Genomic DNA, 24,938 nt, shown 5'->3' on the forward strand with positions numbered 1-24,938 from the left:
AAAGCAGTGGCCCCCGTCAAGCGGGCCACAACACAAGGGCCCTAGTTCCGGGCCGCCCGTCAGCGTCCGTGTCCCCGCAAGTTCGGGGCCCGGGCGATTGAGGGGCTAGAATAGACATGACCGCGCCTAACGGCCGGTATCCGCGTGTCCCTTGCGTGTCCGGGTTTTGCGTCCGGCGAAGGTGTTGATTCCAACCCTTGGCCAGACCGGCTCCGGCAACCCGGGACCGGCAGATATGTACTGGCAGGAAGATACTCGTAAGTGGCACACGTGCAACACCTCGAGAATCAGCCGCAGCGTACCTGCATCGGATGCCGGAAAAAGGGGTCGCGGTCGGAGCTACTCCGGCTCGTCGCCGACGGCAGCGGTTCATCCGCCGTCGTAGTGGATGAACGACGCCGGATGGCTGGCCGGGGAGCATGGCTGCACCCCAGCGAAAAGTGCCTGGCACTGGCGGTCAAACGTCGAACGTTCGGACGCGCCCTCAACGGCGCTGCCGGAACAGCCGACGTCGAACGCCGGATCCTGGCGGGCACGCAAGCCGTGGACACCCCGGTGGCCGCAGCAACAACCGTCCAACCTGAAAGCGGGTCAGAAAACTGATGGAAACCCGATGAGTTCCCAGCGATGAGTGCGCAACGATGACAAATTTGTTGCGCTCTGCAATGGACCTTTCAGCTGCACTCGCGGCGGAGGTCCGCAGTAAGAAGTAGACGGTTCGTGCCTGGCTCGGTGCGGACCGAGACAGGAGAAATGTGGCCAAGGTCCGCGTACATGAGCTTGCTAAAGAGCTCGGTATTACTTCCAAAGATGCAGTAACCAAACTGCAGGAACTGGGCGAATTCGTTCGCTCTGCCTCTTCCACCATTGAGGCCCCCGTTGTGAGGAAACTCCGCAACGCGTTCCCCGACGCAGCAGCAGCTTCGAAGTCCGAAGCGCCTGCGTCCGCCCCCAAGGCACCCGCCAGCCCCTCGGCAAACCGTCCGGCGCCCGCGCCGGCTCCGGCTGCCCCGACAGCACCGGCGGCTGCAGTAACCAAGACTGAAGCTCCGGCTCCGGCAGCAGCTGCTCCGGCAGCCAGTGCCGCCCCGGCTGCTTCCTCGGCAGCTCCGGCCGCTCCGGCGGCTCCCGCCGCCCAGGCTCCGGCTGCGCCCTCGACGGGCGCCAAGCCCGGCGCACGTCCGGCCCCCAAGGCTGAAACCCCGGCTGCTCCGGCACGCCAGGGTGGCTCGGCACCCCGCCCGGGCGGTCCCCGTCCCGGCAACAACCCGTTCGCTACGTCCCAGGGCATGCCCCGGGGCCGCGGCGGCGACAACGAACGTCCCTCGCGTCCGGGTAACAACCCGTTCGCTCCTTCCCAGGGCATGCCGCGTCCGGGCGGAAGCCGCACCGAGGGCGAACGCCCCGGCGGCCCCCGTCCCGCAGCAGGCGCTGGCGGTCCCCGTCCGGGTGCTCCCCGCACCAGCGGCGCTCCGGGTGCACGTCCGGGCGCACCGCGTCCGGCCGGCGCAGCCGGTGCTGGCCGCCCGGCAGGGGCCGGCGGAAACCGTCCGACTCCCGGCATGATGCCGAACCGCACCGAACGTCCCGCACCCGCTGGTGCAGGCCGTCCCGGCGGCGGCGCCCGTGGTCCGGGCCGTCCGGGTGGCGCTCCAGGTACCGGTGCTCCCGGTGCCGGTGGCGGCGCTCCGGCCGGCGGTGGCTTCGGCAAGGGTGGCCGCGGTCGCGGTGGCACCCAGGGTGCTTTCGGTAAGGGCGGCGCAGGCCGTGGCAAGCAGCGCAAGTCGAAGCGTGCCAAGCGCCAGGAACTCGAGCAGATGAGTGCTCCGTCGCTGGGTGGCGTCAGTGTGCCCCGCGGCGACGGCAACACCGTAGTCCGGCTTCGCCGTGGCTCGTCCATCACGGACTTTGCCGACAAGATCGAGGCGAACCCCGCAGCACTGGTGACCGTGCTCTTCCACCTCGGCGAAATGGCTACCGCCACACAGTCGCTGGATGAAGAGACCTTCGCCCTGCTCGGCGAGGAGCTTGGCTACAAGCTCCAGGTCGTGTCCCCGGAGGACGAGGAGCGCGACCTGCTCTCCGGTTTCGACATCGACTTCGACGCCGAACTGGAAGCCGAAGGCGATGAGGAACTCGAGGCACGTCCTCCGGTTGTCACCGTCATGGGTCACGTCGACCACGGTAAGACCCGCCTGCTCGATGCCATCCGCAAGTCCGACGTTATGGCGGGCGAGCACGGCGGCATCACGCAGCACATCGGTGCTTACCAGGTCACGCACGCTCACGAAGATATCGATCGCAAGATCACCTTCATCGATACTCCGGGCCACGAGGCGTTCACCGCCATGCGTGCCCGTGGTGCGAAGGTCACTGACATCGCCATCCTCGTGGTCGCAGCGGACGACGGCGTTATGCCGCAGACCATTGAAGCCCTCAACCACGCGCAGGCGGCCAACGTGCCGATCGTCGTGGCCGTGAACAAGATCGACAAGGAAGGCGCCAACCCGGAGAAGGTCCGCGGCCAGCTGACCGAGTACGGACTGGTTCCGGAAGAGTACGGTGGCGACACCATGTTCGTGGAGGTCTCTGCCCGCCAGAACCTGAACATCGACGAACTGCTCGAGGCCGTTCTGCTCACCGCAGACGCAGCCCTGGACATGCGCGCCAACCCGAACAAGGACGCCCGCGGTATCGCGATTGAAGCCAACCTGGACAAGGGCCGCGGCGCGGTCGCTACCGTCCTGGTTCAGTCCGGCACCCTGCACATCGGCGACACCATCGTGGCAGGCACGGCCCACGGCCGTGTGCGTGCGATGTTCGACGACGACGGCAGTGCCCTGACCGAGGCCGGCCCGTCCCGCCCCGTGCAGGTACTGGGTCTGTCCAACGTCCCGCGCGCCGGCGACACGTTCTTCGTGACCGCCGACGAGCGCACCGCACGCCAGATCGCCGAGAAGCGTGAAGCTGCGGACCGCAACGCCGCACTGGCCAAGCGCCGCAAGCGCATCAGCCTGGAAGACTTCGACCAGGCCGTCGCCGATGGCAAGATCGACACCCTCAACCTCATCCTCAAGGGTGACGTGTCCGGTGCCGTGGAAGCCCTCGAAGACGCGCTGCTCAAGATCGACGTCGGCGAGGGTGTCCAGCTCCGCGTTATCCACCGCGGAGTCGGTGCGATCACGCAGAACGACGTCAACCTGGCGACGGTCGACAGCGCCGTCATCATCGGCTTCAACGTCAAGCCCGCCGAGCGTGTTGCCGAACTGGCAGACCGCGAAGGCGTGGACATGCGCTTCTACTCCGTCATCTACGCAGCAATTGATGACATTGAGGCAGCCCTCAAGGGCATGCTCAAGCCGGAGTACGAAGAGGTCCAGCTTGGCACCGCCGAGGTCCGCGAAGTGTTCCGTTCCTCCAAGTTCGGCAACATTGCAGGCTCGATCGTGCGCTCGGGTGTTATCCGACGCAACGCGAAGGCCCGTGTCAGCCGCGACGGCAAGGTCATCGGTGACAACCTCACGGTTGAGACGCTCAAGCGCTTCAAGGACGACGCCACCGAGGTCCGCACGGACTTCGAGTGTGGTATCGGTCTTGGCTCGTTCAACGACATCAACGAAGGTGACACCATCGAGACCTTCGAGATGCGCGAAAAGCCGCGCGTCTAAGTCTGTTTAGCGTTACAAGGTGCGGGGCCGTTGGATTTTTCCGGCGGCCCCGCCCCTTCGCTGGGCGGCAAAGGATCTGCGATCCTTTGCCGCCCAGCTTCGGCAGGCCCGATGCCACTCCCAGGCCGCCGGAAAAAATCCAACGGGTCCGTCGTAGACTCGCTTTAGGCGCGTGGCAACTAACCAAACGTGTGTACGTGAGCCGTTAACGCGCCGTCGTACATCCAAATTTTTAGGAGTGGAAATGGCTGATCCCGCACGGGCTGCCAAGTTGGCGCAGCGGATTAAGGTTGTTGTTGCTGAGGCCCTGGGCCGGAGGGTCAAGGATCCCCGGCTTGAGGGCGTCACTGTTACCGATGCGCGTGTGACCAATGATCTGCAGCACGCCACGGTTTACTACACCGTGTTCGGTGACCAGCTGGTCCAGGCCGAGGCTGCCAAGGGACTTGAGAAAGCCAAGGGCGTGCTCCGGCAGGAAGTCGGGCGGAACGTCACCGTCCGGCTGACCCCGACCCTGGAGTTCGTCGCGGACCAGATCCCGGTCAACGCCTCCAACCTGGAGGAACTGCTCCGGGCTGCGAAGAAGCGCGACGCCGAGGTGGCCGCACTGGCTGCCAGCGCCAAGCACGCCGGCGACGCCGACCCGTACAAGAGCGACGCTCCGCAGGACGTGGAGCTCGATGAGGACGACTTCGACGAAGAGGACCTCGATCTCAGCAACGAAGACGACGTCGACGAGGACAGCAACAAGTAGCCTCAGCAACAGCGCAGTCCTGAAACATGGAGTTCTGCACAGCAACGGCCGGCCCCGGTAAGGGACCGGCCGTTGCCGTATGACGGCAGCGCGGTCCCGTCAGGACTCAGTCGCCGTCATGGTGCCCGTCCCGCAGTTCCAGGTACATCACCTGGCCGTCGGGCGTTCCCTCTGGCCCCGGCAGGGCGTGGACCGTGGCGTACAGGGTGTCACCGCGGAGGTCCACGTCGGCGGCGAATCCGGCCTTGAGCACCACCGTCTGGTCGCCCGAATCAGGGTCGATCCTGAGCACACCCTCGCCGAACAGTGAGGCGACATACATCTTGCCGTCCTCATCCAGGGCGAGTCCCGTGGGCGTCATGATGTCATCCGCCACGAGGTCCACCTCGCCGTCGTCGGGATCCACTTTGAAGATCGCCCCGCGGGCACCCAGCGCGGGATCCTCCGGCCCGCCGGGGAGCGTCGTGACGTACAGCCAGCCATCCGGGCCGACGGCGACGTCGGTCGGGACGGACTCGAAGTCATACGTCGTTCCCACGACGCAGTCGGGCAGCCCGTTGGAAGCCGCAGCTGCCGGGGTGATCTTGTAGGGCCTCGGCGGCAGCACAACGACGGTCTCGGTCTCGCCGCTCCGGGTATCAACCGACACCACACTGTTCGCCCCGGCATCGGCGACGTAGATGGTCTCGTCGGTAACGGCGATCCCGTACGGGTGTGAATCAACTTCACCCTTGTAGCTGACCGGCATGTTGGCCGGCAGCTCGGCTTCGCAGCCCTCCGGCAGGTCACGGAAACCGTACCGGATCTCTCCATCGGAGTTCTCCACTGTTTCCAGGGCCGCGAAATCGCCCAGGGTCCGCTGGCGCCCGTCGTCGTCGATGATGCGGACATGGCCAGCCAGCGCGGCCGGATGAGGCCCGGCGCCCTGGCTCTCCAGGAAATACGTCCTCTCACCCCGCCGGTCGTTGCCCGCAACGCTCCAGTCAGGGGATTCGTAGAGGACGCGGCGGTTCCCCTCGGAGTCGACCCTGATCAGCCGGCCGGCAAAGGATTCACTCACAGTGACGGAGCCGTCGCGACCGGCGCTGACATGCAGCGGACCCACCAGTCCGCCGGTGAGCGGCACCGGTGCCGCGTCCCCGGCGTCCCCTCCCGAGGCGCCGTCCCGGGCTGCGCCGGCAGCTGACCCGGTCGAAAGGATCACAGCGGCGGTGGCCGCCGTGGCGAGCAATGACAATTTCTTTCTCATAGTTGGCTCCCGGGGCGAGTGATGAGGAATCCACATCGTTGAGACCCTTGAGACCGGTGTTGTGGCGGGCGGAGTAATTCACGGCCCCCATAGCGGATATTAAGCCTTCGGCGACGCAAAGTCGATAACTGCGCGGCGGCCACGGATCTGCCACTGCAGCCGGGGTTGCTGGCTATGATCGAACCATGGCCACGGCACCCTCAACTTCCGACATCAACCGCTTCCTGGATCAGGCGATCCGGCTGGCCGCCGCCAATGTGGCCGCCGGCGGCGGACCGTTCGGGGCGCTGGTGGTGACTCCCGACGGGCGGATCCACGAGGGCGTCAACCAGGTCACGCGCGACAACGATCCCACAGCCCACGCCGAGGTGGTCGCCATCCGCACGGCCGCCGCCGCGTCCGCCACGTTCGATCTGACCGGCGCCACGCTCTATGCCAGCTGCGAACCGTGCCCGCTGTGCCTCGCCGCCGCCCTCTGGGCCCGCATTGACCAGGTCCACTTCGCCGCGGACCGTCAGGCGGCTGCGGCCGCCGGTTTCGACGATGCGGTGTTCTATGAGTACTTCGACGGCACCCGGCCGGACCTGATGCCGGTCCGCCAAACGGCCGTGCCGGCGTCGGACGTTCCCTTCCAGGCCTGGCACGATAACCCGGACCGTGTTGAATACTGAGGACGGCAGCCCCGGTCGGGCCGCCAGCCACGGCCTGGCCGGGGGCTTTGGACTCTATGCCCGCTCCGCGCGGGGGCGTCCTAATGGAACCATGACTGCGGGGACTCGGGAAGGCGGCGGTCCGTGGGCTCCAGCCTGATCACCTGCGCCCAGTGCGGGAAGACCAACCGGATACCGACGGCGGCTGCCGGCCATCCGCGCTGCGGCAACTGCCGCACGGACCTGCCCTGGATTGTCGAGGCCGGCGACGCTGATTTCGCTGTCATCGCCGAACAATCCTCAACGCCAGCCCTGATCGATTTCTGGGCAGCCTGGTGCGGCCCCTGCCGCATGGTCAGCCCCGTGCTGGACAAGCTGGCCCGGGAGCGGGCCGGCCGGGTCAAGCTGGTCAAGGTCGACGTCGACAAGTCCCCGGCGCTCTCACGGCGCTTCGACATCCAGGCCATTCCGACCATGCTGCTCATCAGGGACGGCAAAGTGGTGGCCCGGCAGGCGGGTGCTCCGCCGGCGGCGGCCCTGGGCCAGTGGCTCGACGGCGCCCTGGCGGCGGGCAAACCATAACCGCCCGCGGACGGGTCGCTGCGGCACTCGTCAGCGGCGCTCGTCAGCGGCGCCGGCTCCGTGCACCCCGGGCGCCCAGGCCGCCCAGGAGGGGTGAGCCGACCCCCAGCAGGAAGCCGAAGTCGTACCAGTTTCCGGCCCGGGCCGTGTTGTAGAACGGGAATTCACTCCACTGGCCGAAAACGTGGGCGATCAGCACAATCCACGCCGTGAGCCCGTTCCAGATGCCCCACAACAAGTCCTGCCACCACATGTCTGCCTCCCTGACCGAACGCTGAAACGCCGGTCCCGGAACGGCATGTCCCGGGACACACGCGGCATGCACGCGCTGCGCTCAGGTTAGGTGTTGCGGTGCCGCGGCGGTAGGGGACAGGGACCCGAAAGCTGAGCTGTCAGCCTGCGGCTGTGACCCGGGCCGGGAGACGGCCCAGGCCTTCGACGAGATCGGCCTGGCTGCTGCAGAGCGCAATCCGGATCCAGCCCTCGCCGATCGAGCCGAACGCGGTGCCGGGGGCAAAGGACACCCCTGAATCGGCCAGGAACCGCCGGACCCAGGATCGGACGTCTCCGCCACTGACATGGGACACATCCGCCCAGAGGTAGAAAGCCCCCTGCGCCGTGAGGAACGGGATCCGCTTGGCGGCCAGCACGGCCGAGGCGGCGTCGCGGTTGGCCCGGTAGTGCGCGCGGGCCTGGCTGACGTAGTCCTGCGGGCCCGTCAGCGCGGCCAGCGCCGCGTACTGCGAGGGCGAGGCGACACAGGAGACAATCGCCTCCATCACGTTGTTCATCCTCTGTTCCAGGCCCGGCGGGCAGATCAGCGCGCCGATCCGCAGCCCGGTCAGGCCGTAGGTCTTGGAGAGCGTGAGCGAGGTGAACACGCGCGCCTCGCCCGGGATATCGCTGTCAAAGCGGGCCGGGCTCACGTGGGGAACATCGTAGGTGAACGCCTCGTAGCACTCGTCGGAAATGATCCAGAGATCGTGGCGCCGGGCGAGCTCCACGAGGCTGCGGGTGAGTTCCTCGCCCAGGACGGCGCCCAGCGGATTGGAGGGCGAATTGAGGATCAGCACTTTGGTCCGCGGTGTGATGAGCTCCTCGATGTCCGCGATCCGGGGCTGGAAGCCATGCTCGGGATACATCGGGTACCGCACCGGGACGGCGTGCAGCAGGCTGCTGGTCATGGCGAACGTCGGGTAGCCCGGGTTGGGGATCAGGATTTCGTCACCGGGGGAGAGCAGCAGGCTCATCGCGAAGTGCAGGCCCTGCTGGGCGCCGTCGACGACGTAAACGCGGTTCGCACCGACCGGCGTCGCGTTGTCCCGGAACCTGGCCGCGAAGGCCTCGCGCAGGGCCGGAATGCCGGCGTTGGGGGTGTAGTTCGTTTCGTCGCGGTCCAGGCAGGCCATCCCGGCTTCGAGGATATGGCGCGGGACGGCAAAGCCGGGTTCGCCGATGCTCAGCACGATCGCGCCGGGGGTGCCCCAGGCGGCTTCGGTGATTTCTCGGATCTGGTTGATGGGGACGTCGCGGACGTGCGGGGCAAGCTCTGGCATGTCTGCCATCCTAACCGGCGCAGATATACTGGGGAGCGTGCTTTCTGGACTGGTAATAGTGGACAAGCCGCAAGGCTGGACCAGCCACGATGTGGTTGGACGGATGCGGCGGCTCGCCGGTACCCGAAAAGTGGGCCACGCGGGAACGCTTGATCCGATGGCCACGGGCGTTCTGGTGGTCGGCATCAACAAGGCTACGCGGCTGCTCACCTATATCGTGGGCACCTCCAAGACGTATACGGCCACTATCCGCCTGGGCGAATCAACGGTCACCGACGATGCCGAGGGCGAGGTCACCGCGACGCACAGCGCCGCAGCGGTCGCCGAGGAAGCCGTCCGGGCCGGCGTCGCCGCGCTGACCGGTGAGATCCAGCAGATTCCCAGCAGCGTCAGCGCCATCAAAGTCAACGGAGAGCGCGCCTACGCCCGGGTCCGCTCCGGCGAAGAGGTCAAGCTGGCCGCACGGCCGGTCACCATCCACCGCTTCGAGGTCCACGGGTTCCGTCCGGTGCGCGGCGGCGAGGCCCTGGACGTGGACGTCACCGTGGAATGCTCCTCCGGCACCTACATCCGGGCCCTGGCCCGCGACCTCGGCGACGCGCTCGGCGTCGGCGGTCACCTGACGGCGCTGCGCCGGACCCAGGTGGGCCCCTACACGCTGGACCAGGCCCACACCCTGGAGCAGCTCGCCGAAGAGCTCGACGTGCTGGAAATGTCCCAGGCCGCCCGGGCGCTCATGCCCAACCGTGAACTCAGCGACGAGGAAACCACCGAGATTTCCTTCGGCCGCAGGATCGCCGCGGGGTCGGCCGCCGGTACCCCGGGCGCAGCCACGCCGGAGAATCCGGCTGCAGGCTTCGCCCCGGACGGGACCCTCGTGGCCCTGCTCGCGGACAAGGGCAGCTACGCCAAACCGGTGCTGGTGTTCGCGCCTGACAATGAGAAGCGTGCGCCCAAACAGCCGACGGCGGAACAGCAGGCCGGGCAGTAGTGGACGCGTATTTCTACATCATCCTGGTGGTCGGGCTGGTCTCCACCGTCATCTGCCTGGCCGCCGGCATCCTCAAGAAGGCCCCGAACGACACCACGATCCTCTCGGTGGCCGCCGTCGAACTGTCCCTGCTGGTGTACCTCGTCGGGTCGATCGTCCGGGTCGCGGGCGGGGAACAGATGGCGGGGGAGCCGTGGGAGTTCTGGGGATACCTGCTGACGGCCCTCCTGCTGCCGGTCGGCGCGGTGTACTGGGCCATCCTGGAACGCACCCGCTGGAGCAACTTCGTGCTGGCCGCCGTCGGTGTCACCGCCCTGGTGATGGCGGCCCGAATGAATCAGATTTGGTACTGACGTGGAAGAGGCAGAAAACGTGACCGCGAAACCTTCGCACGAGGACATCGTAACGACGCCGGCAACGGCAACGGCCCCGGCCCCGGCGCAGGCGGCAATAGATACGCGCAACACCGGCCCCGGCCGGCTGCTGATCGCGGTGTATGCCGTGTTCGCGATTTCGGCAACGGCCCGGGCGGGATTCCAGATCCTCACCAAGTTCTCCGAAGCCCCCCTGGCGTATCTGCTGTCGGCCTTCGCCGCTGTCGTCTATCTGGTGGCGACCGTGTCCCTGGCGAAGTCCGGCCGGACCTGGTTCAAGGTCTCCGTTGCGGCCGTGCTCGTGGAACTGGTGGGTGTGCTGGTGGTAGGAGCGCTCAGCCTGTTCGACGCCGTCAACTTCCCGCATGAGACCGTCTGGTCCCTGTTTGGCCGCGGTTATGCGTTTATCCCGCTGCTGCTGCCGATCCTGGGCCTCATCTGGCTGTACCGCCGCCGTCCGGCGCCGAAGCAGGCCTGAGCCTCCTAGCCCGCGGGCCGTTCCAGTTCCTGGAACAGCGTGATTTGGAGTCCAGCCGCGCCGTTGAGCCGCGAGTTCACCGAGCGCCACGGTGTTACCCGTGGTTCCGCGATGAGCGTGCCGCCGGCCTCCACGAGATCCCGGGTGGCTTCCGCCGTGTCGTCAACCTCGAAGGCGACCCGGATCCTGGCGCTCGGCTGCCCGTCGGCTTCCACCTTGTCGATGTACTTGACCTGCGCTGGATTGGAAAGTTCCAGGGTGGCGCGGCCAGCTTCCAGGATGGTGATGCGCGCATCCCCCTCGCTGGGAACCACCTCACGTTCCACGAGTCCCAGGACGTCCCGGTAGAAGGTCAGGGCAGCGTCGTAATCCTCCGTCTCGACGACGAGGCGCAGCTGCCGGACAGGAGGTGGGGTGTGATTTTCGGTCGTCATAACCGAACCCTAGGACGGACTGTTGCCGAGTGGAATGCCGCTGTTGCTGACTGCCGCTGTTGCTGACTGCCGCCCGGGCTGCCGTCGAGGGCTCAGTCCGGGCCGGCGTCGAGCCCCAACAGTCTGCGGCGCAGGACTGGCCAGGCTGCTCCGAAGCCGGGATGCAATTCTTTGTCGCCGACGAGCCCGACCGGAACCCACTGCAGCTCCAGGCTTTCCGGGTCGCTGATCGCCGGTTCGAACGCGTCCACGACCTCGACAGCGACCGTGGTGTAGCTCCAATAGCCGATATCGAACACCGACGTGAACAGGACCCGGACGTTCTCCGGTGGAACGGCAGCTTCTTCCTTTGCCTCGCGCAGGGCGCCTTGGACTGCCTCTTCGCCCTGGTGCAGGGCTCCGCCCGGGAGTCCCCACGTGCCGCCCTGGTCACTCCACAGGGCCCGGTGCTGAAGCAGGATGCCCTTGGCGGAGTCGTGGACGAGGAGACCCGCCGAGCCAAAGCGCCCCCAGAACCGGCCGCGGTCGCCTTCAACCCAGGCGTCCCCCGGATCACGGGGACCGAGGGGGCGGCGCAGCTCGAGGGGGAGCTCGGTTTGCGCGGCAGGAGGCCGTGGATCGCTGGGCCGCGCGTTGTGGGGGAATGCCGGGCTGGAGGTCGGGGCAACAGGGCTGTCCATGGCCCCAGTTTCCCACGGCACTCCTTGTGGCGGCCGGAGTGTGACCCCGCGCGGCCGGCCGTTGGCCCCTGAGCCCGAGTCCCGGGGCGGCACAGCTGCAGCCGCGGAAATCGTGACTCGGCGAATCCTTCCGATCCATGATGGACCTCAGATGGATCGGGCTTTTCCTGCGTTCCAGCGAGCCGCGTGGACAGTCACGGGCACTCACCCCCAAGTATTGCGATCACGCCAGTCAGGAGCCACGCGGCTACAGCAAGAATGCCCCAGGCTAGGCGTAGCGCATACTGGACAGCATTGCTTTGAGCTGGCTGTATTGCTGGGTTTTCATCCATGCCTGTGCACTCTCTAGGGAGTTGAATGCAGGACTGCCAAATTCAACATATGCTTCGGATGCGCCATTTTCCACAATGCGAACATAGCTCCCGGAGGTACCCTCACCGTTGGTGACAAACTCTGCGCTCATGTTGCCCATGCGGTAGAAGACTGAGTGGTCAACAGGATTCTCATACTTAATGAAGGCAAAAACCGTGTCACCATCCCTAGCAGGGAAATTCGGGACCTGCTGAGTGTCCAGAACTGTCAGCAATGATGGTCCTGCTGCACCGCCGCCGTATCCGCCGCTTGCGATCACTGAAACCTTGTTGCCTTTTTCATCGTAGATGTGAGCTTCTACTGACTTTGCCTTGTCTGTTTCATTCACATAGTCAAGGTACGGACCCTGCTGGATTTTGATGGTCCAGTTGGCAGGGTGCTCAAAGGAAATGTGCCCGTCAGGGAAAGTGAAGGTTGCCAGTTTCGGGGCGCCTGGCTCAGTGGCTGGAGGCACAGGAACCACAGGAGCCACCGTTGGCTCTCCCACTCCCGTAGGGCTGGGTGGCGGCGTTGCGGCTGCGGTAGGGGCTGCTGTGGCTGTGCCAGTAACAGTCTCCGTCGCGGTAACCGAGGTTGAGGGAGATGCTGACGGGGTTGCTTCTTGACTGGCAGGGGCACAGGCAGAAAGAGTAAGACTTAACGCAAGAGCAGTGAGTGTTGCGTTTCTGACAGAACTGACCCGGTAGTTCATGTTTATCTTTGTCCCCAATTGATTTCCGAAGGCTGGTGTGCCGTTCATTCTGGTAGTTTCCGGCACGCCCACTTTGGTTACACGAAGCATGACAAGACTTATTTCTATTTCTCCATCAGTGAGTTTAGACCCAGCAGGAGGCGCAGGGTTGTGGCCTTGCCGGATCCGTTGGGGCCGAGGAAACCGTGCACCTCACCGGCGGCGACCTTGAATTCCAGTCCGTCAAGGGCCGTCACGCACCCCATTACGCGGAGCTATCGGACCGAACCAACGAGCGCGGGCGTAGCCACCGCCGGGCGCAACACTAAGTCTGGGAGTGCGCCACCGAGCGATCCGGCGGGAAAAGTGCCGTAGAGGGCTCCCCGAGCGGAACTCCCAGGCAAAAACTCCGGCTGTCCGCGTATGGGGCCTATCCGGGTTATACGCGGCTGGAACTGGGCGGCGTTGGGTAGCTCCCCGGCAGCCGTAGCAGTGCAGCGTGGCCGGCAATACCCCGAGAATTCTCCAAAGACAGAGGCCCCGAAAATGTCACAGCCTCATGGTGGAATTTGTCTATGGAAGCCAGCGAAGATTTCATCCCGCTACAGGCCACCCGGCCGGACGGCGTGATCCTCCCCGGCTTTCCCCGGCTCGCGCCCGTTCCTCCCGAGGCGGAGGACATCGACGTTGCTCTGGACGCGGCGCTTGCCCTGCTCCGCTCCTGCAACGGGACGGCCGTGCCTGATGCGGCGCTGTTCGGCGTGGCCGAAGCCTCCAACTTTGCCGGCCGCGTGGAGGAGCTGTCCCGCGTGGTCGACTACTGGCAGCTTGTGGCCGCGGCGGCGGTCGACCGGACCCGAAGCCAGGCAGCGGCTGGAGCCAGGACTGCCGCCGCGAAGTTTGGTTCCAACGCCCCCGCCAGCTGGTTGACAGGCTGGAATACGGAAGCGAGTGCGCCGAAAACTACTCCGTCCGACCCTGTTTGGAATGACCCCAAAGGCGTTGCTCCTTCCCCAGGATGGGTGGACGACGGGTACCGGAACACCGCGGAATTCCTGCGGGCGCGGTTGCGGATCAGTGCCCCGGAAGCCCGACGCCGTCTGGCCCTCGTCCCGGATGTTCTGCCCCGAACGGGCATATCGGGACCGCCGCTGCCGGCCGCGAAAGAAGAACTCGCGGCTGTGGTCGCTTCGGGGGACATAAGCTCACGGGCGGCGACCATCATCAGCCTTTCCCTGGACCGGGTCCGGCAAGTGTCCGCACCCGAGGATGCCGCGCGGATGGAGTATGCCCTCACCCGGACGGCGGTTGAGAACGACCCGGACTTCCTGACCAGGATCGCCAAACGGTGGACGGATGCGCTGGACCAGGACGGCGAGGAACCCGATGAGCAGGAGCTGCGCCACCGCCAAGGCGCCTTCATACGACGGGCACACCGCGGACTGCAGCATCTGGAAATCTTCGCCACAACCGACCAGTTCGAACAATTGCTCACGGTCATGAACACCGCCACCAACCCGCGGTCCGGCGTCGCATCCGGTACCGACGCGGACGACGCCGCTGCAGCTGAGCTGCTGGATCAGCGCACCCGGCCGCAGCGGCTCCTCGACGGCCTCGTCGGTGGCTGCAAATTTGCCCAGGCCGCCGGAGGCCTGCCCGCCGCGGGAGGGCTGCGCCCGCAGGTGATGGTCACCATTGACTACCGTGACCTGCTGGAGCGGCTCGGCGGCGCCGACGCGGAGACCCGCCCCCCGGGCTCCAACGCCGGGACAATGATGTTCACCGGCCCTGTCACGGCCTCGACCGTGCGCAAGATCGCCTGCGATGCCGACATCATCCCGGTTGTGCTGGGCGGACAAGGCCGGGTCCTGGACATCGGACGCGCCTCCCGGGTCTTCCCGCCGCACATCCGCAAGGCCATCACGGCGCGGGACGGGGGCTGTGCCTTCCCCCAGTGCACTATCCCGGCTCCCTGGTGCGAGGCCCACCACATCAACTACTGGTCCCGCGGCGGAAGCACCGGGGCGGGCAACGGAACGCTGCTCTGTTCGCATCACCATCACCTGGTCCACAAGGAACAGTGGACCATTAAACTGCGAAGCGGCGTCCCGTGGTTCATCCCGCCTCCGCACGTCGATCCGCGCCAAGTGCCACGTCGAAACCGCTACTTCCGGCTGGAGTGAGGCTGGAGCTTCCGATCTGAATCAGCCCCTCGGGGCAGCGACGCTAAAGGGGAGTGGGGTCGCACTCGGACGATCCATGAACTCAAGGAACTGGGACAGCGAACCGGCCGGAACCTCGGCACCTGATCCACTGAAACTGCTGGCTCCGGTAGGCCTCGACGCGCACTACCCAGCGAAGTATCCACCTGCAGTCAGGATCGATTCCCCCATAATCCACTGGCCACAGACGCATCCCACGATGATCGTCGGCGCGAGAATGTAATACGCGATGCGCGACCCTTTGCCCATATGATGCGCGCCAGCTTTCCTCCCTGAGCGCCAAAAACCAAAAAGGACTGCCAAACAGGGAAGCATGGCGATCTGCATCGGAATCCCGCTCCCGTCCCGGCTGTATTTCCCGTCGTAGGGCATTCGGGTGTCCCAGGGGACATTCAGAAACACGAAAATCGCGATCCCTAGGCAAGCAACGAATCCGATCACACAAAGAGCGGTCTTGAAGCCAACGGCCTTCTTCCCCAATCGGAGGTCTCCCTTGGTGAGTTCGCCCAACCAATGATCCTTTCCGACGCCTGACCCCACATCATCATCATCCGCCAAGGTTTCGTTCCATTCTCTTTGGCCACGAGATTCACGCTCTCGACAATAGCTTCAGCATGAGCTCCACCCTGTGCAGCACCCGCCCACCGGTCCGCTTCCCGTGCGGACGCAGACCCAAGCCGCACCCGGCGGGCCGAAAGCCTCTGACCGGACGACGGCAAACAATGCCTACGCTGGACTCATGGCTGGACACATGGCTGGACTCAAGGCCCCAGGGGAACCGGCGGAGGCTGAACGTGCTGCCCTGCTGAGGGCCGTGAAAGCATTCCACACCTCCGCCTGGTTCACGATCGAGGCCTGCATGGTCTACGTCCTTTATGCCGGTGCCCGCGGCCGCACCGACCGAAGGGTGGGCCTGGCCGCGGGCGTCGTCACCGCCGAAACCTTGGTCTTTGCCGCCAACGGCTTCCGCTGCCCCCTCACCGCCGTGGCAAGGGACCTGGGCGACGAGACGGGCTCAGTCACGGATATTTACCTGCCACCGTGGTTCGCGCGGAATCTCCCGGGTATCCACGTTCCATTGATCCTGGCTGCCGTGCTGCTGCACTGGCGGAACTACCGTGCCGGGGGAACACCACTTGGCACCTCGGCCCCAGCACGCTGACCGGCACGTCAACGCGCGCCGCTGACCGGCACGGCGCCGAGCGCCGTTGGCGGCGCTAGCGCAGTGGTTGGCCGTTGAGGTCAACGCGGAAGTGCTCGATCACCCTGTTGGTAGCTGTGTCGATGATGATCACCAGCGGCCACGTGTGGCGCCCTTGTGGTCCAACCCACGAATTTGTCCCCCATCATCGTCATTTTTCCGGCTTACTTCTTCCCGAACAGGCCGCCCAGGATTCCGCCGAGCCCGCCGTCGTCATTTTTTCGCTCTACCGGCTGGCTCTCGGGGAGGTCGACGTCGATCACCTCACCGGGGCGCGGCGCGCCGCCGGCGGGCTGGCCCTGAGTCTCCAGCGTTGAATCCCGCGCATCAGGAACCGCGTGAGGAACCGCTGCCGGCGACGACGGCTGGCCGAGGAGCCCGCCCAGCAGATCGCCAAGCCCACCCATCCCGCCGGCACTGCCGGCGCCACCGGCTCCACCGGCTCCGCCCAGGATCCCGCCCAAAATTCCCCCGAGGTCGATGCCGCCCGCGCCGCCGGCCCCGCCCGCGCCGCCGGTTCCGGAGGACTGCCCGCGGCCCCCGAGGACCTTGCTGGCAAGGTAGGACATCACGATCGGGGCCAGGATCGGCAGCAGCTTCTTGATCAGGTCCCCGCCCACGCCGCCGAGTTGCGGCGTTCCGGCGAGCTGGCTGGCGACCTGGTCCTGCTGCCCGCCGAAGACGTGGCTCACGATCTTTTCACCGTCCGCGGTGTCCACCTGCGAGACATCGACCCCGCCCTCCAGCAGCCCGTCCTGGTGCTGGCCGAGCGCTGACTCCAGCGAGGCGGCGCCGTCGGAGGCCTGTGCGTTGTTCTGCATGCCGGCCAGCAGCGTCGGCACGGCAGCTTCCACTGCGGCCTGGGCGGTCTGCCGGTCGGTGCCGAGCATGCCGGCAATCTGCTCTACCGGGATCTGCCGCAGGATGTCGTTGAGTTCGGTCATGGGGTTCTCCTTCAGCCGCAGCTCAGTGCGGGCCTCGCTGGAAGCGGCGCACGCGCGGGCGCCGCCGGACGGGTTGCCCTTGCATCGTAGTCCGGGTGTCCGGAACGCGGAAGGACGCTGCCGGGGCGGGGCGGCGCCCGTCGGAGGCGGGCCGCGTTTGCGGGTAATCTAGGAGAGTTCCGGAGCCGGCAGGATTCTCCGGAGGTGCACACGGCAGGCAGCAAAAGGCGAGGTTGATGGTCCACATCTGGAACGATCCGTCCGAAGTCCCGGCGGACTTCGGTCCTTCCGTCGTTACCTTCGGCAACTTCGACGGTGTACACCGCGGCCACCAGCAGGTGCTTTCGCAGCTCATCCGCATCGCCCGCCTGAACCACGCACGGGCCGTCGCCATCACCTTCGACCCGCATCCGGCGCAGGTCCACCGCCCCGAATCCGCCCCGGAACTGATCATGGGCCTGGAAGACAAGCTGGTCGCGCTCGGCGAACTCGGCCTCGACGCCATCCTCGTCATGAAGTACTCCCTCGAACTGGCCAGCCTCACCCCCGAAGAATTCGTCGCCAGCGTCCTGGTCGGCAGCCTCAAGGCCAGCCATGTCGTGATCGGCCACGACGCCCGGTTCGGCCGCGGCAACTCCGGGGACCTGAACACCATGCAGGAACTCGGCCGGAAGCTCGGCTTCGAGGTCCTGGTCATCAGCGAGTTCGGCTCCGAAGGCTTCCCGCTGCACGGCGATCAGCACGACGGCGGCGGCACGGACCGCCGCTGTTCCTCCACCTGGGTGCGCGAGGCACTGCGCGAGGGCGACGTCGCCACGGCGGCCGCCGTCCTGGGCAGGTCGCACCGGATGCGTGGCGAGGTGGTCCACGGCGCCGCGCGGGGCCGTGACCTCGGCTTCCCGACCGCCAACCTCGCCCCAAACGCCAGCGGCTATATCCCCGCCGACGGCATCTACGCCGGCTGGCTCGTCGACCAGGCCGGTACGCGCTGGCCGGCCGCCATCTCCGTGGGTTCCAATCCCACCTTCGACGGCGTCAGCCGGCAGGTGGAGGCGCACGTGATCGACCGCCCGGAAGAGGCTGTCGAGGACTTCGATCTGTACGACCAGACAGTAGTAGTGGAATTCGTCGCCAGGCTGCGGGGGATGGTGGCGTACCGTGGCCCTGAAGCGTTGGTGGACCAGATGCGCCTGGACGTGGTCCAGGCCCACAACATTCTGTTCGCGCGCTAGACCACAAGGTTAAATCGCCGGACCGAACCGCCGCGCTACACCGCGCGGCTGATCCGCGGTCCGTGCGGGCGGTTTCGCCGGCGGGTCCGCGCAGTGATGCACGCCAATGGGCAAGGAAGGCAATAAACGTGACGATTGAGAAAAACACCAGGGAGCTGGACAAGGATATTGTCCGGGACTTCAGCTCAAAGATGAGCTACGCGTCCTACCTGCAGCTGCCGACGCTCCTGAGCGCCCAGCAGCCGGTCAGCGCCCCGGAGCACCACGACGAGATGCTGTTCATCATCCAGCACCAGACCACGGAACTGTGGCTCAAGCTGGTCCTGCACGAGCTCCGCAGCGCCGCCGCCTGGCTCCGCTCCGACGATCTCGGCTCGGCCCTGAAAGCCATCGCCAGGGTCAAGCACATCCAGAAAACCCTCACCGAGCAGTGGTCCGTGCTGGCCACCCTCACACCCACCGAGTACTCGCAGTTCCGCGGCTTCCTGGGCAACTCCTCCGGATTCCAGTCCAGCCAGTACCGCGCGGTGGAATTCCTGCTCGGCAACAAGAACCGCAAGATGCTGCCGGTCTTCGAATCCGACCCCGAAGCCCACGCGATGCTGCTGGAACTCCTCGAATCCCCAAGCATCTACGACGACTTCCTCGCCTACCTCAAGCGCCAGGGTTTCGACGTTCCCGTCTCGCTGCTGGAGCGGGACGTCACCCAGGCGCATGAATTCTGCGCCGAGCTGGTCCCGGTCTTCAAATACATCTACGAGAACGCCGCGGACAACTGGGGCGCCTACGAGGCCTGTGAGGAACTCGTGGACCTCGAGGACAACTTCCAGCTCTGGCGCTTCCGGCACCTGCGCACGGTGCAGCGCACCATCGGCATGAAGTCCGGCACCGGCGGCTCCAGCGGCGCCGCTTTCCTGCAGAAGGCCCTGGAACTGACCTTCTTCCCGGAGCTCTTCGCCGTCCGGACGGAGATCGGCCAGTGAGCGCCCTTCAGCCGGAAACGGCGGGGCCCGCGGCACAGGCCACCGCCGGCAACGACACAGCCCTGCTGCAGCGCGCCCGCGATCTGGACGCCGCCGACCCGCTGGCCGCCTACCGCGATCACTTCATCGGCGCCGACACGGCGCTGTCGTACCTGGATGGCAACTCCCTGGGCCGCCCGCTCAAGCGCACCGTCACGGACATCAGCAGCTTTATCCAGGACAGCTGGGGCCGCCGGCTGATCCGCGGCTGGGACGAGGAATGGCTGGAACTGCCGCAGGCCATCGGCGACCAGCTCGGCAGGGCCGTCCTCGGCGCCGCTCCGGGGCAGACCATCATCGCCGACTCCACCACGGTGGTCCTGTACAAGCTGATCCGGGCCGCGCTGGCCGCCGTGACGGACCCCGCCCGCACCGAAATCGTACTGGACACGGACAATTTCCCCACCGACCGCTACCTCGTCGAGGGCATCGCCCGCGAGGAGGGCCTGACGCTGCGCTGGATCGACGCCGATCCTTCCTCGGGCGTGACCGTCGAACAGGTGCGCGCCGCCACCGGGCCCGCCACCGCCGTCGTGGTCCTGAGCCAGATCGCCTACCGCTCCGGATTCCTCGCGGACCTGCCCGGCATCACCGCGGCCGTGCACGACGCCGGCGCGCTGGTGGTGTGGGACCTGTGCCATTCCGCCGGCTCGGTGGAGATCGCCCTGGACACCGCCGACGTCGACTTCGCCGCAGGCTGCACGTACAAGTACCTCAACGGGGGACCGGGCTCGCCCGCCTTCGCCTACGTCAACGCCCGGCACCTGCCGGGACTGCAGCAGCCGATCTGGGGCTGGATGGGCCGCAAGGACGCCTTCGAAATGGGTCCCGGCTATGAGGCCGCGGCGGGAATCCGCGGATTCCTCAGCGGCACTCCGGCGATCTTCGGGATGCTCGCCATGCGCGGCACTCTGGACCTGCTGGAGGAAGCGGGCATGGCCGCCGTCCGGGCGAAGTCCCGGCTGCTGACCGCGTTCGCCGTCGAACTCCACGACGCCTGGCTCGCCCCGGCGGGCGTGGAACTCTCGACGCCGCGGGACCCGGAATTGCGCGGCAGCCACATCACGGTCGACCACCCGGCGTTCCGGGAAATGACTGCGGCGCTCTGGGAGCAGGATGTCATTCCGGATTTCCGGGCACCGCACGGCATCCGGATCGGGCTGTCCCCGCTGAGCACGTCCTTCGAGGAGCTGTACCGCGGGGTCGCCGCCATCCGCGAACGGCTGGCGCAGGGCCCGTCCGGGCAGCAGGACCGGCCGTTTCGACAAGATTAGCGGCGTGCCGGTAAACTAAACGTTGGATCCGGCTGCAGTCCGTGGCGGCTGGCTCTTGTTGTGTACGGGCAACCCTCCCTTCGGAGGGGAATTCCCGGCGCAGCACCCCCGGCAGTGAGTTACTGATTCGGGCCTCACGGCACATCTCTAGGAGTTATCGTGGCACTTGAAGCCGCTGTAAAGCAGTCCATCATCAAGGATTTCGCAACGTCCGAGGGCGACACCGGTTCGCCGGAGGTCCAGGTTGCGGTCCTGACTCAGCGGATCAAGGATCTCACTGAGCACATGAAGGTGCACAAGCACGATTACCACACCCAGCGCGGTCTGCTGGCCATGGTTGGTCGTCGCAAGCGCATGCTGACCTACCTCAAGAACACTGACATCACCCGCTACCGTGCGCTCATCGAGCGTCTCGGCCTGCGCCGCTAGTCAGCTTTAAGGGGCGGCCCCTTCCGTGACGGAAAGGGCCGCCTTCTTCACAGAAAAACTCAACAGGAGGATCAACCGCATCACGCATTCGCGGTCTTCGGTAGTGATCTCCGGGAACGGCTTCAAGGGATGAAGCCTGAGCCCGTGGGTCTCGATCGATGACCGGGTGCAGTGCAGGCCAGCCGACAGATGCTGGACTGGGTTGATGCGGCTGGACTCCGTGAACCATGAAACGGAGGTGACTCTCTATGGAGGGTCCCGAAATCCAGTTCTCAGAAGCAGTCATTGATAATGGCCGCTTCGGCAAGCGTGTAATCCGCTTTGAAACCGGCCGCCTTGCCAAGCAGGCAGCCGGCGCAGCGATGGTCTACATCGACGAAGAGACCGCGCTGCTGTCCGCCACCACCGCCGGCAAGCACCCGCGTGAAGGTTTCGACTTCTTCCCGCTGACCGTCGACGTCGAAGAGCGTATGTACGCCGCCGGCCGCATCCCGGGCTCGTTCTTCCGCCGCGAAGGCCGTCCCTCCACGGAAGCCATCCTGGCCTGCCGCCTGATGGACCGCCCGCTGCGCCCCGCCTTCGTCAAGGGCCTGCGCAACGAGGTCCAGATCGTCGTCACCGTGCTGTCGATCAACCCGGACGAGCTCTACGACGTGGTCGCGATCAACGCGTCCTCGATGTCCACCCAGCTCTCCGGCCTGCCGTTCTCTGGCCCGATCGGCGGCGTCCGCGTTGCCCTCGTCCAGGACGAGCACGGCCCGCAGTGGGTTGCGTTCCCGAAGCACTCCCAGCTCGAGAACGCCGTCTTCAACATGGTCGTTGCCGGCCGCGTCAAGAACGATGACGTCGCCATCATGATGGTTGAAGCCGAAGCCACCGACAACTCCTGGAACCTCATCAAGGAACAGGGCGCCACCGCCCCGACCGAAGAGGTTGTCTCCGAGGGCCTCGAGGCTGCCAAGCCGTTCATCAAGGCCCTTTGCGAAGCACAGTCCGACCTGGCAGCCCGCGCCGCCAAGCCGACCGTCGAGTTCCCGGTCTTCCTGGACTACCAGGACGACGTCTACGCCGCCGTTGAGTCCGCTGCCGCCGAGAAGCTGGCCGCTGTCTTCCAGATCGCCGACAAGCAGGAGCGCGACACCGCCTCCGACGAGCTCAAGGATGAGGTGACCTCTTCCCTCGCCGGCCAGTTCGAAGGCCGTGAGAAGGAGCTGTCCGCAGCCTTCCGCTCCGTCACCAAGCACGTTGTGCGCCAGCGCATCCTCACGGACCAGATCCGCATCGACGGCCGCGGCCTGACGGACATCCGCCAGCTCACCGCCGAGGTTGAGGTCCTGCCCCGCGTCCACGGCTCGGCCATCTTCGAACGCGGCGAGACCCAGATCATGGGTGTCACCACGCTGAACATGCTCAAGATGGAACAGCAGATCGACTCGCTGTCTCCCGTGACGCGCAAGCGCTACATGCACAACTACAACTTCCCGCCGTACTCCACCGGCGAGACCGGCCGCGTCGGGTCCCCGAAGCGCCGCGAAATCGGCCACGGCGCCCTCGCAGAGCGCGCCATCATGCCGGTGCTGCCGTCCCGCGAGGAATTCCCGTACGCGATCCGCCAGGTGTCTGAGGCTCTCAGCTCCAACGGGTCGACGTCGATGGGTTCCGTCTGCGCCTCCACGCTGTCCCTGCTCAACGCAGGTGTGCCGCTGAAGGCCGCTGTTGCCGGTATCGCCATGGGCCTGGTCTCCGACCAGGTCGACGGCCAGACCCGCTACGCCGCCCTGACCGATATCCTCGGCGCCGAAGATGCCTTCGGTGACATGGACTTCAAGGTCGCCGGTACCGCCGAGTTCGTCACGGCCATCCAGCTGGACACGAAGCTCGACGGCATCCCGGCTTCCGTCCTGGCAGCAGCCCTGAAGCAGGCCCGCGAAGCCCGCCTGCACATCCTGGACGTCCTGAACTCCGCGATCGACACCCCGGACGAGCTCTCCGAGTTCGCTCCGCGCGTCATCGCGGTCAAGATCCCGGTAGACAAGATCGGCGAGGTCATCGGCCCGAAGGGCAAGATGATCAACCAGATCCAGGAAGACACCGGAGCCGACATCTCGATCGAGGACGACGGAACTGTCTACATCGGCGCCACGAACGGCCCGTCTGCCGACGCAGCACGGTCCGCGATCAACGCCATCGCCAACCCGCAGATCCCGGAAATCGGCGAGCGCTACCTGGGCACGGTCGTCAAGACCACGACCTTCGGCGCCTTCGTTTCCCTGACTCCGGGCAAGGACGGCCTCCTGCACATCTCCGAGCTGCGCAAGATTGCCGGCGGCAAGCGCGTGGACAACGTCGATGACGTCGTCTCCGTCGGCCAGAAGATCCAGGTGGAAATCACCAAGATCGATGACCGCGGCAAGCTCTCCCTGTCACCCGTTGTGGCTGGCGAGGCTGGCTCCGAGGACGCCGACAACGCTGAGGTCTCCCTGGAGTCCGCAGAGTAGTCTGAGCTGAATCAAGGGGCGGGGCCGGTGGATCATCCACCGGCCCCGCCGCCGTTAACGGCGGCGGCGGTGCCGGCCGCCGCCGCCGATGGCTCCCCGGTGCCGCGGCCGGACCGTCGGGGCGGTGTGCCGCTGGTACGATTGCAGGCAGATTTGGCACGTGTTTACTGAAAGGCCTTAATGACTGTCGTCCCCCTGCCGCTTGAGCAGAACCAGCACGCTGACACCCTGATCCACGGCGCCGACGGCGGTTCCGAGGTGCGCCGTTCGGTCCTGCCCGGCGGCGTCCGCGTGCTCACCGAAGCGATGCCGGGCCAGCGCTCGGCCACCATCGGTTTCTGGGTCGGCGTCGGCTCCCGCGACGAAGCCCCCGGGCAGCACGGCTCCACCCACTTCCTGGAGCACCTGCTGTTCAAAGGCACCAAGCGGCGCACCGCGCTCGAGATCGCCTCGGCCTTCGACGAAGTCGGCGGCGAATCCAACGCCGCCACGGCGAAGGAAAGCACCTGCTACTTCGCCCGGGTGCTGGACACCGACCTCCCCATGGCCATCGACGTCATCGCCGACATGATCACCGGTGCCGTGCTGGACCCGCAGGAGATGGAGCAGGAACGCGACGTCATCCTCGAGGAGATCGCGATGGACAGCGACGACCCCACCGACGTCGCCCACGAACACTTCGTCGCCGCCGTGCTGGGCACCCACCCGCTGGGCCGGCCGATCGGCGGCACCCCGGACGCCATCCGGGCCGTCGCACGCGACTCCGTCTGGGATCACTACCACCGCTACTACCGCCCGGACGAGCTCGTCATCACCGCCGCCGGGGGACTGGACCACGACGTCGTCTGCGGCCTCGTCGTCGACGCCCTACACTCCGCCGGCTGGAGCCTTGAACCCGACGCAGCCCCCGTGCAGCGCCGCTCCACCGACCGTGCCGCCATCACCGGCACCGCAGGCCTGCACGTCGTCAAGCGCCCGGTGGAGCAGGCCAACATCATCATGGGCTGCCCCACAATCGTCGCCACCGACGACCGCCGCTTCGTCATGAGCGTGCTCAACGCCGTACTCGGCGGCGGCATGTCCTCCCGGCTGTTCCAGGAGGTCCGCGAGAAGCGCGGTCTGGTGTACTCGACCTACTCCTTCGCCTCCTCCTACGCCGACGCCGGCTACTTCGGCATGTATGCCGGCTGCACGCCGTCGAAGGTCCGGCAGGTACTTGACCTGCTCGGCGCCGAACTTGACAACCTGGCCGGGGGCGGCATTTCCGAAGAGGAACTCCGCAAGGCTGTCGGGCAGCTGTGCGGCGGAATCGTGCTGGCCCTGGAGGACACGGGTTCCCGGATGTCCCGGCTGGGCCGGGCCGAACTTGTCTCCGGTGAATACCAGGACATCGACGAGACCCTGCGCCAGATCAAGGCCGTCACCGCCGCCGAAGTCCAGGAGCTCGCCCGCGAACTCGCCGCGGCCCCGCGGACCGTCACGGTGGTGGGTCCCTTCGAGGAAACCGAGACCTTCGGACTCTGAGGACCGGCCCCCGCGGGCCGCTGAACGGGCCCCGCAGACCGCTGCATGGGCCCCGCAGGCCGCTGAGCTGGGCCTGCATGGGCCCGGGGGCGTGTCCGCACCTAGACAGGGCAGGCGGCACCGCGTGATGATGG

The 24,938-nt window shown here is 66.5% G+C and carries 24 protein-coding genes and 1 pseudogene; 16 read left to right on the forward strand and 9 right to left on the reverse strand.

Annotation, left to right across the window (positions count from 1 at the left end; all coding sequences use genetic code 11):
• Positions 1-261: 261 nt before the first annotated feature.
• The 3 genes from ACZYZ5_RS09655 to rbfA all read left to right on the forward strand — a co-directional run bounded on the left by ACZYZ5_RS09655 (position 262) and on the right by rbfA (position 4,422).
• The gene (locus ACZYZ5_RS09655) at positions 262-603 is read left to right on the forward strand and encodes a YlxR family protein (protein ID WP_463901298.1); all 342 of its coding nucleotides are present in this window, start codon (positions 262-264) and stop codon (positions 601-603) included.
• 152 nt (positions 604-755) lie between these two features.
• Positions 756-3,668, forward strand: coding sequence for a translation initiation factor IF-2 (gene infB / locus ACZYZ5_RS09660; RefSeq protein ID WP_463901300.1), 2,913 nt, complete (start codon positions 756-758; stop codon positions 3,666-3,668).
• A 244-nt stretch (positions 3,669-3,912) separates the two neighbouring features.
• The gene (rbfA, locus tag ACZYZ5_RS09665; RefSeq protein WP_463901301.1) at positions 3,913-4,422 is read left to right on the forward strand and encodes a 30S ribosome-binding factor RbfA; all 510 of its coding nucleotides are present in this window, start codon (positions 3,913-3,915) and stop codon (positions 4,420-4,422) included.
• 106 nt (positions 4,423-4,528) lie between these two features.
• On the opposite strand, the gene ACZYZ5_RS09670 is transcribed toward rbfA, so the two are convergent.
• Positions 4,529-5,671 (reverse strand): ScyD/ScyE family protein, encoded by a 1,143-nt coding sequence (locus ACZYZ5_RS09670; protein WP_463901302.1) that lies wholly within the window; start codon positions 5,669-5,671, stop codon positions 4,529-4,531.
• Positions 5,672-5,856: 185 nt separating this feature from the next.
• On the opposite strand from ACZYZ5_RS09670, the gene ACZYZ5_RS09675 reads away from it, so the two are divergent.
• Both ACZYZ5_RS09675 and trxA read left to right on the forward strand, forming a co-directional pair.
• A complete protein-coding gene (locus ACZYZ5_RS09675; protein ID WP_463901304.1) occupies positions 5,857-6,342 on the forward strand; it encodes a nucleoside deaminase in 486 nt (161 codons plus the stop codon).
• Positions 6,343-6,465: 123 nt separating this feature from the next.
• On the forward strand, positions 6,466-6,903 hold the full coding sequence (gene trxA / locus ACZYZ5_RS09680; protein WP_463901306.1) for a thioredoxin: 438 nt from the start codon (positions 6,466-6,468) through the stop codon (positions 6,901-6,903).
• 43 nt (positions 6,904-6,946) lie between these two features.
• On the opposite strand, the gene ACZYZ5_RS09685 is transcribed toward trxA, so the two are convergent.
• Together ACZYZ5_RS09685 and ACZYZ5_RS09690 are read right to left on the reverse strand one after the other, a co-directional pair.
• A complete protein-coding gene (locus ACZYZ5_RS09685; RefSeq protein WP_463901308.1) occupies positions 6,947-7,156 on the reverse strand; it encodes a hypothetical protein in 210 nt (69 codons plus the stop codon).
• A gap of 139 nt (positions 7,157-7,295) precedes the next feature.
• Positions 7,296-8,459: a pyridoxal phosphate-dependent aminotransferase gene (locus ACZYZ5_RS09690; RefSeq protein ID WP_463901310.1), complete on the reverse strand. Its 1,164-nt coding sequence runs from the start codon at positions 8,457-8,459 to the stop codon at positions 7,296-7,298.
• Positions 8,460-8,496: 37 nt separating this feature from the next.
• Here ACZYZ5_RS09690 and truB point away from each other — a divergent pair, with 37 nt between their 5' ends.
• The 3 genes from truB to ACZYZ5_RS09705 are packed head-to-tail and all read left to right on the forward strand — an operon-like array spanning position 8,497 to position 10,302.
• Positions 8,497-9,450: a tRNA pseudouridine(55) synthase TruB gene (gene truB, locus ACZYZ5_RS09695; RefSeq protein ID WP_463901312.1), complete on the forward strand. Its 954-nt coding sequence runs from the start codon at positions 8,497-8,499 to the stop codon at positions 9,448-9,450.
• A complete protein-coding gene (locus ACZYZ5_RS09700) occupies positions 9,450-9,803 on the forward strand; it encodes a hypothetical protein (RefSeq protein WP_463901314.1) in 354 nt (117 codons plus the stop codon). Before truB ends, ACZYZ5_RS09700 begins: the two co-directional genes overlap by 1 nt.
• A 46-nt stretch (positions 9,804-9,849) precedes the next feature.
• Positions 9,850-10,302 carry a hypothetical protein gene (locus tag ACZYZ5_RS09705; protein ID WP_463901482.1) on the forward strand — a complete coding sequence of 151 codons (453 nt, stop codon included), beginning with the start codon at positions 9,850-9,852 and terminating at the stop codon, positions 10,300-10,302.
• A 5-nt stretch (positions 10,303-10,307) separates the two neighbouring features.
• Here the strand turns inward: ACZYZ5_RS09705 and ACZYZ5_RS09710 are convergent, their stop codons facing one another.
• The 4 genes and pseudogenes from ACZYZ5_RS09710 to ACZYZ5_RS09725 form a co-directional block, all read right to left on the reverse strand.
• The gene (locus ACZYZ5_RS09710; RefSeq protein ID WP_463901315.1) at positions 10,308-10,736 is read right to left on the reverse strand and encodes a VOC family protein; all 429 of its coding nucleotides are present in this window, start codon (positions 10,734-10,736) and stop codon (positions 10,308-10,310) included.
• A 92-nt stretch (positions 10,737-10,828) separates the two neighbouring features.
• Positions 10,829-11,416, reverse strand: coding sequence for an NUDIX domain-containing protein (locus ACZYZ5_RS09715; protein ID WP_463901317.1), 588 nt, complete (start codon positions 11,414-11,416; stop codon positions 10,829-10,831).
• A 268-nt stretch (positions 11,417-11,684) separates the two neighbouring features.
• Positions 11,685-12,116, reverse strand: coding sequence for a hypothetical protein (locus tag ACZYZ5_RS09720; protein ID WP_463901319.1), 432 nt, complete (start codon positions 12,114-12,116; stop codon positions 11,685-11,687).
• A 488-nt stretch (positions 12,117-12,604) separates the two neighbouring features.
• Positions 12,605-12,724: pseudogene (locus tag ACZYZ5_RS09725) on the reverse strand (ATP-binding cassette domain-containing protein); the annotation flags it as partial.
• Between the two features lie 309 nt (positions 12,725-13,033).
• Here ACZYZ5_RS09725 and ACZYZ5_RS09730 point away from each other — a divergent pair.
• Positions 13,034-14,641 carry an HNH endonuclease signature motif containing protein gene (locus ACZYZ5_RS09730; RefSeq protein WP_463901321.1) on the forward strand — a complete coding sequence of 536 codons (1,608 nt, stop codon included), beginning with the start codon at positions 13,034-13,036 and terminating at the stop codon, positions 14,639-14,641.
• Between the two features lie 165 nt (positions 14,642-14,806).
• Here ACZYZ5_RS09730 and ACZYZ5_RS09735 read toward each other — a convergent pair whose 3' ends face one another.
• Positions 14,807-15,190, reverse strand: a complete 384-nt coding sequence (locus ACZYZ5_RS09735) for a hypothetical protein (protein WP_463901323.1) — start codon at positions 15,188-15,190, stop codon at positions 14,807-14,809.
• Positions 15,191-15,419: 229 nt separating this feature from the next.
• Here ACZYZ5_RS09735 and ACZYZ5_RS09740 point away from each other — a divergent pair, with 229 nt between their 5' ends.
• Entirely contained in the window at positions 15,420-15,842 is a 423-nt protein-coding gene (locus ACZYZ5_RS09740) for a hypothetical protein (RefSeq protein WP_463901324.1), read from the forward strand.
• A 203-nt stretch (positions 15,843-16,045) separates the two neighbouring features.
• Here ACZYZ5_RS09740 and ACZYZ5_RS09745 read toward each other — a convergent pair whose 3' ends face one another.
• Complete coding sequence (locus ACZYZ5_RS09745) at positions 16,046-16,825, reverse strand: DUF937 domain-containing protein (RefSeq protein WP_463901326.1); 780 nt, start codon at positions 16,823-16,825, stop codon at positions 16,046-16,048.
• Positions 16,826-17,061: 236 nt separating this feature from the next.
• Here ACZYZ5_RS09745 and ACZYZ5_RS09750 point away from each other — a divergent pair, with 236 nt between their 5' ends.
• The 6 genes from ACZYZ5_RS09750 (at position 17,062) to ACZYZ5_RS09775 (ending at position 24,804) form a co-directional block, all read left to right on the forward strand.
• On the forward strand, positions 17,062-18,057 hold the full coding sequence (locus ACZYZ5_RS09750; protein WP_463901328.1) for a bifunctional riboflavin kinase/FAD synthetase: 996 nt from the start codon (positions 17,062-17,064) through the stop codon (positions 18,055-18,057).
• A gap of 128 nt (positions 18,058-18,185) precedes the next feature.
• Positions 18,186-19,040: a tryptophan 2,3-dioxygenase gene (gene kynA / locus ACZYZ5_RS09755; RefSeq protein ID WP_463901330.1), complete on the forward strand. Its 855-nt coding sequence runs from the start codon at positions 18,186-18,188 to the stop codon at positions 19,038-19,040.
• A 62-nt stretch (positions 19,041-19,102) separates the two neighbouring features.
• The gene (kynU, locus tag ACZYZ5_RS09760; protein ID WP_463901483.1) at positions 19,103-20,353 is read left to right on the forward strand and encodes a kynureninase; all 1,251 of its coding nucleotides are present in this window, start codon (positions 19,103-19,105) and stop codon (positions 20,351-20,353) included.
• Between the two features lie 159 nt (positions 20,354-20,512).
• Complete coding sequence (rpsO, locus tag ACZYZ5_RS09765; RefSeq protein ID WP_226760651.1) at positions 20,513-20,782, forward strand: 30S ribosomal protein S15; 270 nt, start codon at positions 20,513-20,515, stop codon at positions 20,780-20,782.
• A 248-nt stretch (positions 20,783-21,030) separates the two neighbouring features.
• Positions 21,031-23,280 carry a polyribonucleotide nucleotidyltransferase gene (locus ACZYZ5_RS09770; RefSeq protein WP_463901332.1) on the forward strand — a complete coding sequence of 750 codons (2,250 nt, stop codon included), beginning with the start codon at positions 21,031-21,033 and terminating at the stop codon, positions 23,278-23,280.
• Between the two features lie 180 nt (positions 23,281-23,460).
• Complete coding sequence (locus ACZYZ5_RS09775; RefSeq protein WP_463901334.1) at positions 23,461-24,804, forward strand: M16 family metallopeptidase; 1,344 nt, start codon at positions 23,461-23,463, stop codon at positions 24,802-24,804.
• Positions 24,805-24,938 lie beyond the last annotated feature (134 nt).

This window comes from Pseudarthrobacter ribosi (assembly GCF_055412865.1).

What these genes read in the sequence shown, in the direction of transcription:
- ACZYZ5_RS09685 (WP_463901308.1), bottom strand. Translation starts at nt 7,156, where the DNA reads ATGTGGTGGCAGGACTTGTTGTGGGGCATCTGGAACGGGCTCACGGCG.
- ACZYZ5_RS09690 (WP_463901310.1), bottom strand. Translation starts at nt 8,459, where the DNA reads ATGCCAGAGCTTGCCCCGCACGTCCGCGACGTCCCCATCAACCAGATC.
- ACZYZ5_RS09745 (WP_463901326.1), bottom strand. Translation starts at nt 16,825, where the DNA reads ATGACCGAACTCAACGACATCCTGCGGCAGATCCCGGTAGAGCAGATT.
- ACZYZ5_RS09715 (WP_463901317.1), bottom strand. Translation starts at nt 11,416, where the DNA reads ATGGACAGCCCTGTTGCCCCGACCTCCAGCCCGGCATTCCCCCACAAC.
- rbfA (WP_463901301.1), top strand. Translation starts at nt 3,913, where the DNA reads ATGGCTGATCCCGCACGGGCTGCCAAGTTGGCGCAGCGGATTAAGGTT.
- ACZYZ5_RS09740 (WP_463901324.1), top strand. Translation starts at nt 15,420, where the DNA reads ATGGCTGGACACATGGCTGGACTCAAGGCCCCAGGGGAACCGGCGGAG.
- ACZYZ5_RS09675 (WP_463901304.1), top strand. Translation starts at nt 5,857, where the DNA reads ATGGCCACGGCACCCTCAACTTCCGACATCAACCGCTTCCTGGATCAG.
- ACZYZ5_RS09730 (WP_463901321.1), top strand. Translation starts at nt 13,034, where the DNA reads ATGGAAGCCAGCGAAGATTTCATCCCGCTACAGGCCACCCGGCCGGAC.
- ACZYZ5_RS09750 (WP_463901328.1), top strand. Translation starts at nt 17,062, where the DNA reads ATGGTCCACATCTGGAACGATCCGTCCGAAGTCCCGGCGGACTTCGGT.
- ACZYZ5_RS09670 (WP_463901302.1), bottom strand. Translation starts at nt 5,671, where the DNA reads ATGAGAAAGAAATTGTCATTGCTCGCCACGGCGGCCACCGCCGCTGTG.
- ACZYZ5_RS09710 (WP_463901315.1), bottom strand. Translation starts at nt 10,736, where the DNA reads ATGACGACCGAAAATCACACCCCACCTCCTGTCCGGCAGCTGCGCCTC.
- ACZYZ5_RS09770 (WP_463901332.1), top strand. Translation starts at nt 21,031, where the DNA reads ATGGAGGGTCCCGAAATCCAGTTCTCAGAAGCAGTCATTGATAATGGC.
- ACZYZ5_RS09775 (WP_463901334.1), top strand. Translation starts at nt 23,461, where the DNA reads ATGACTGTCGTCCCCCTGCCGCTTGAGCAGAACCAGCACGCTGACACC.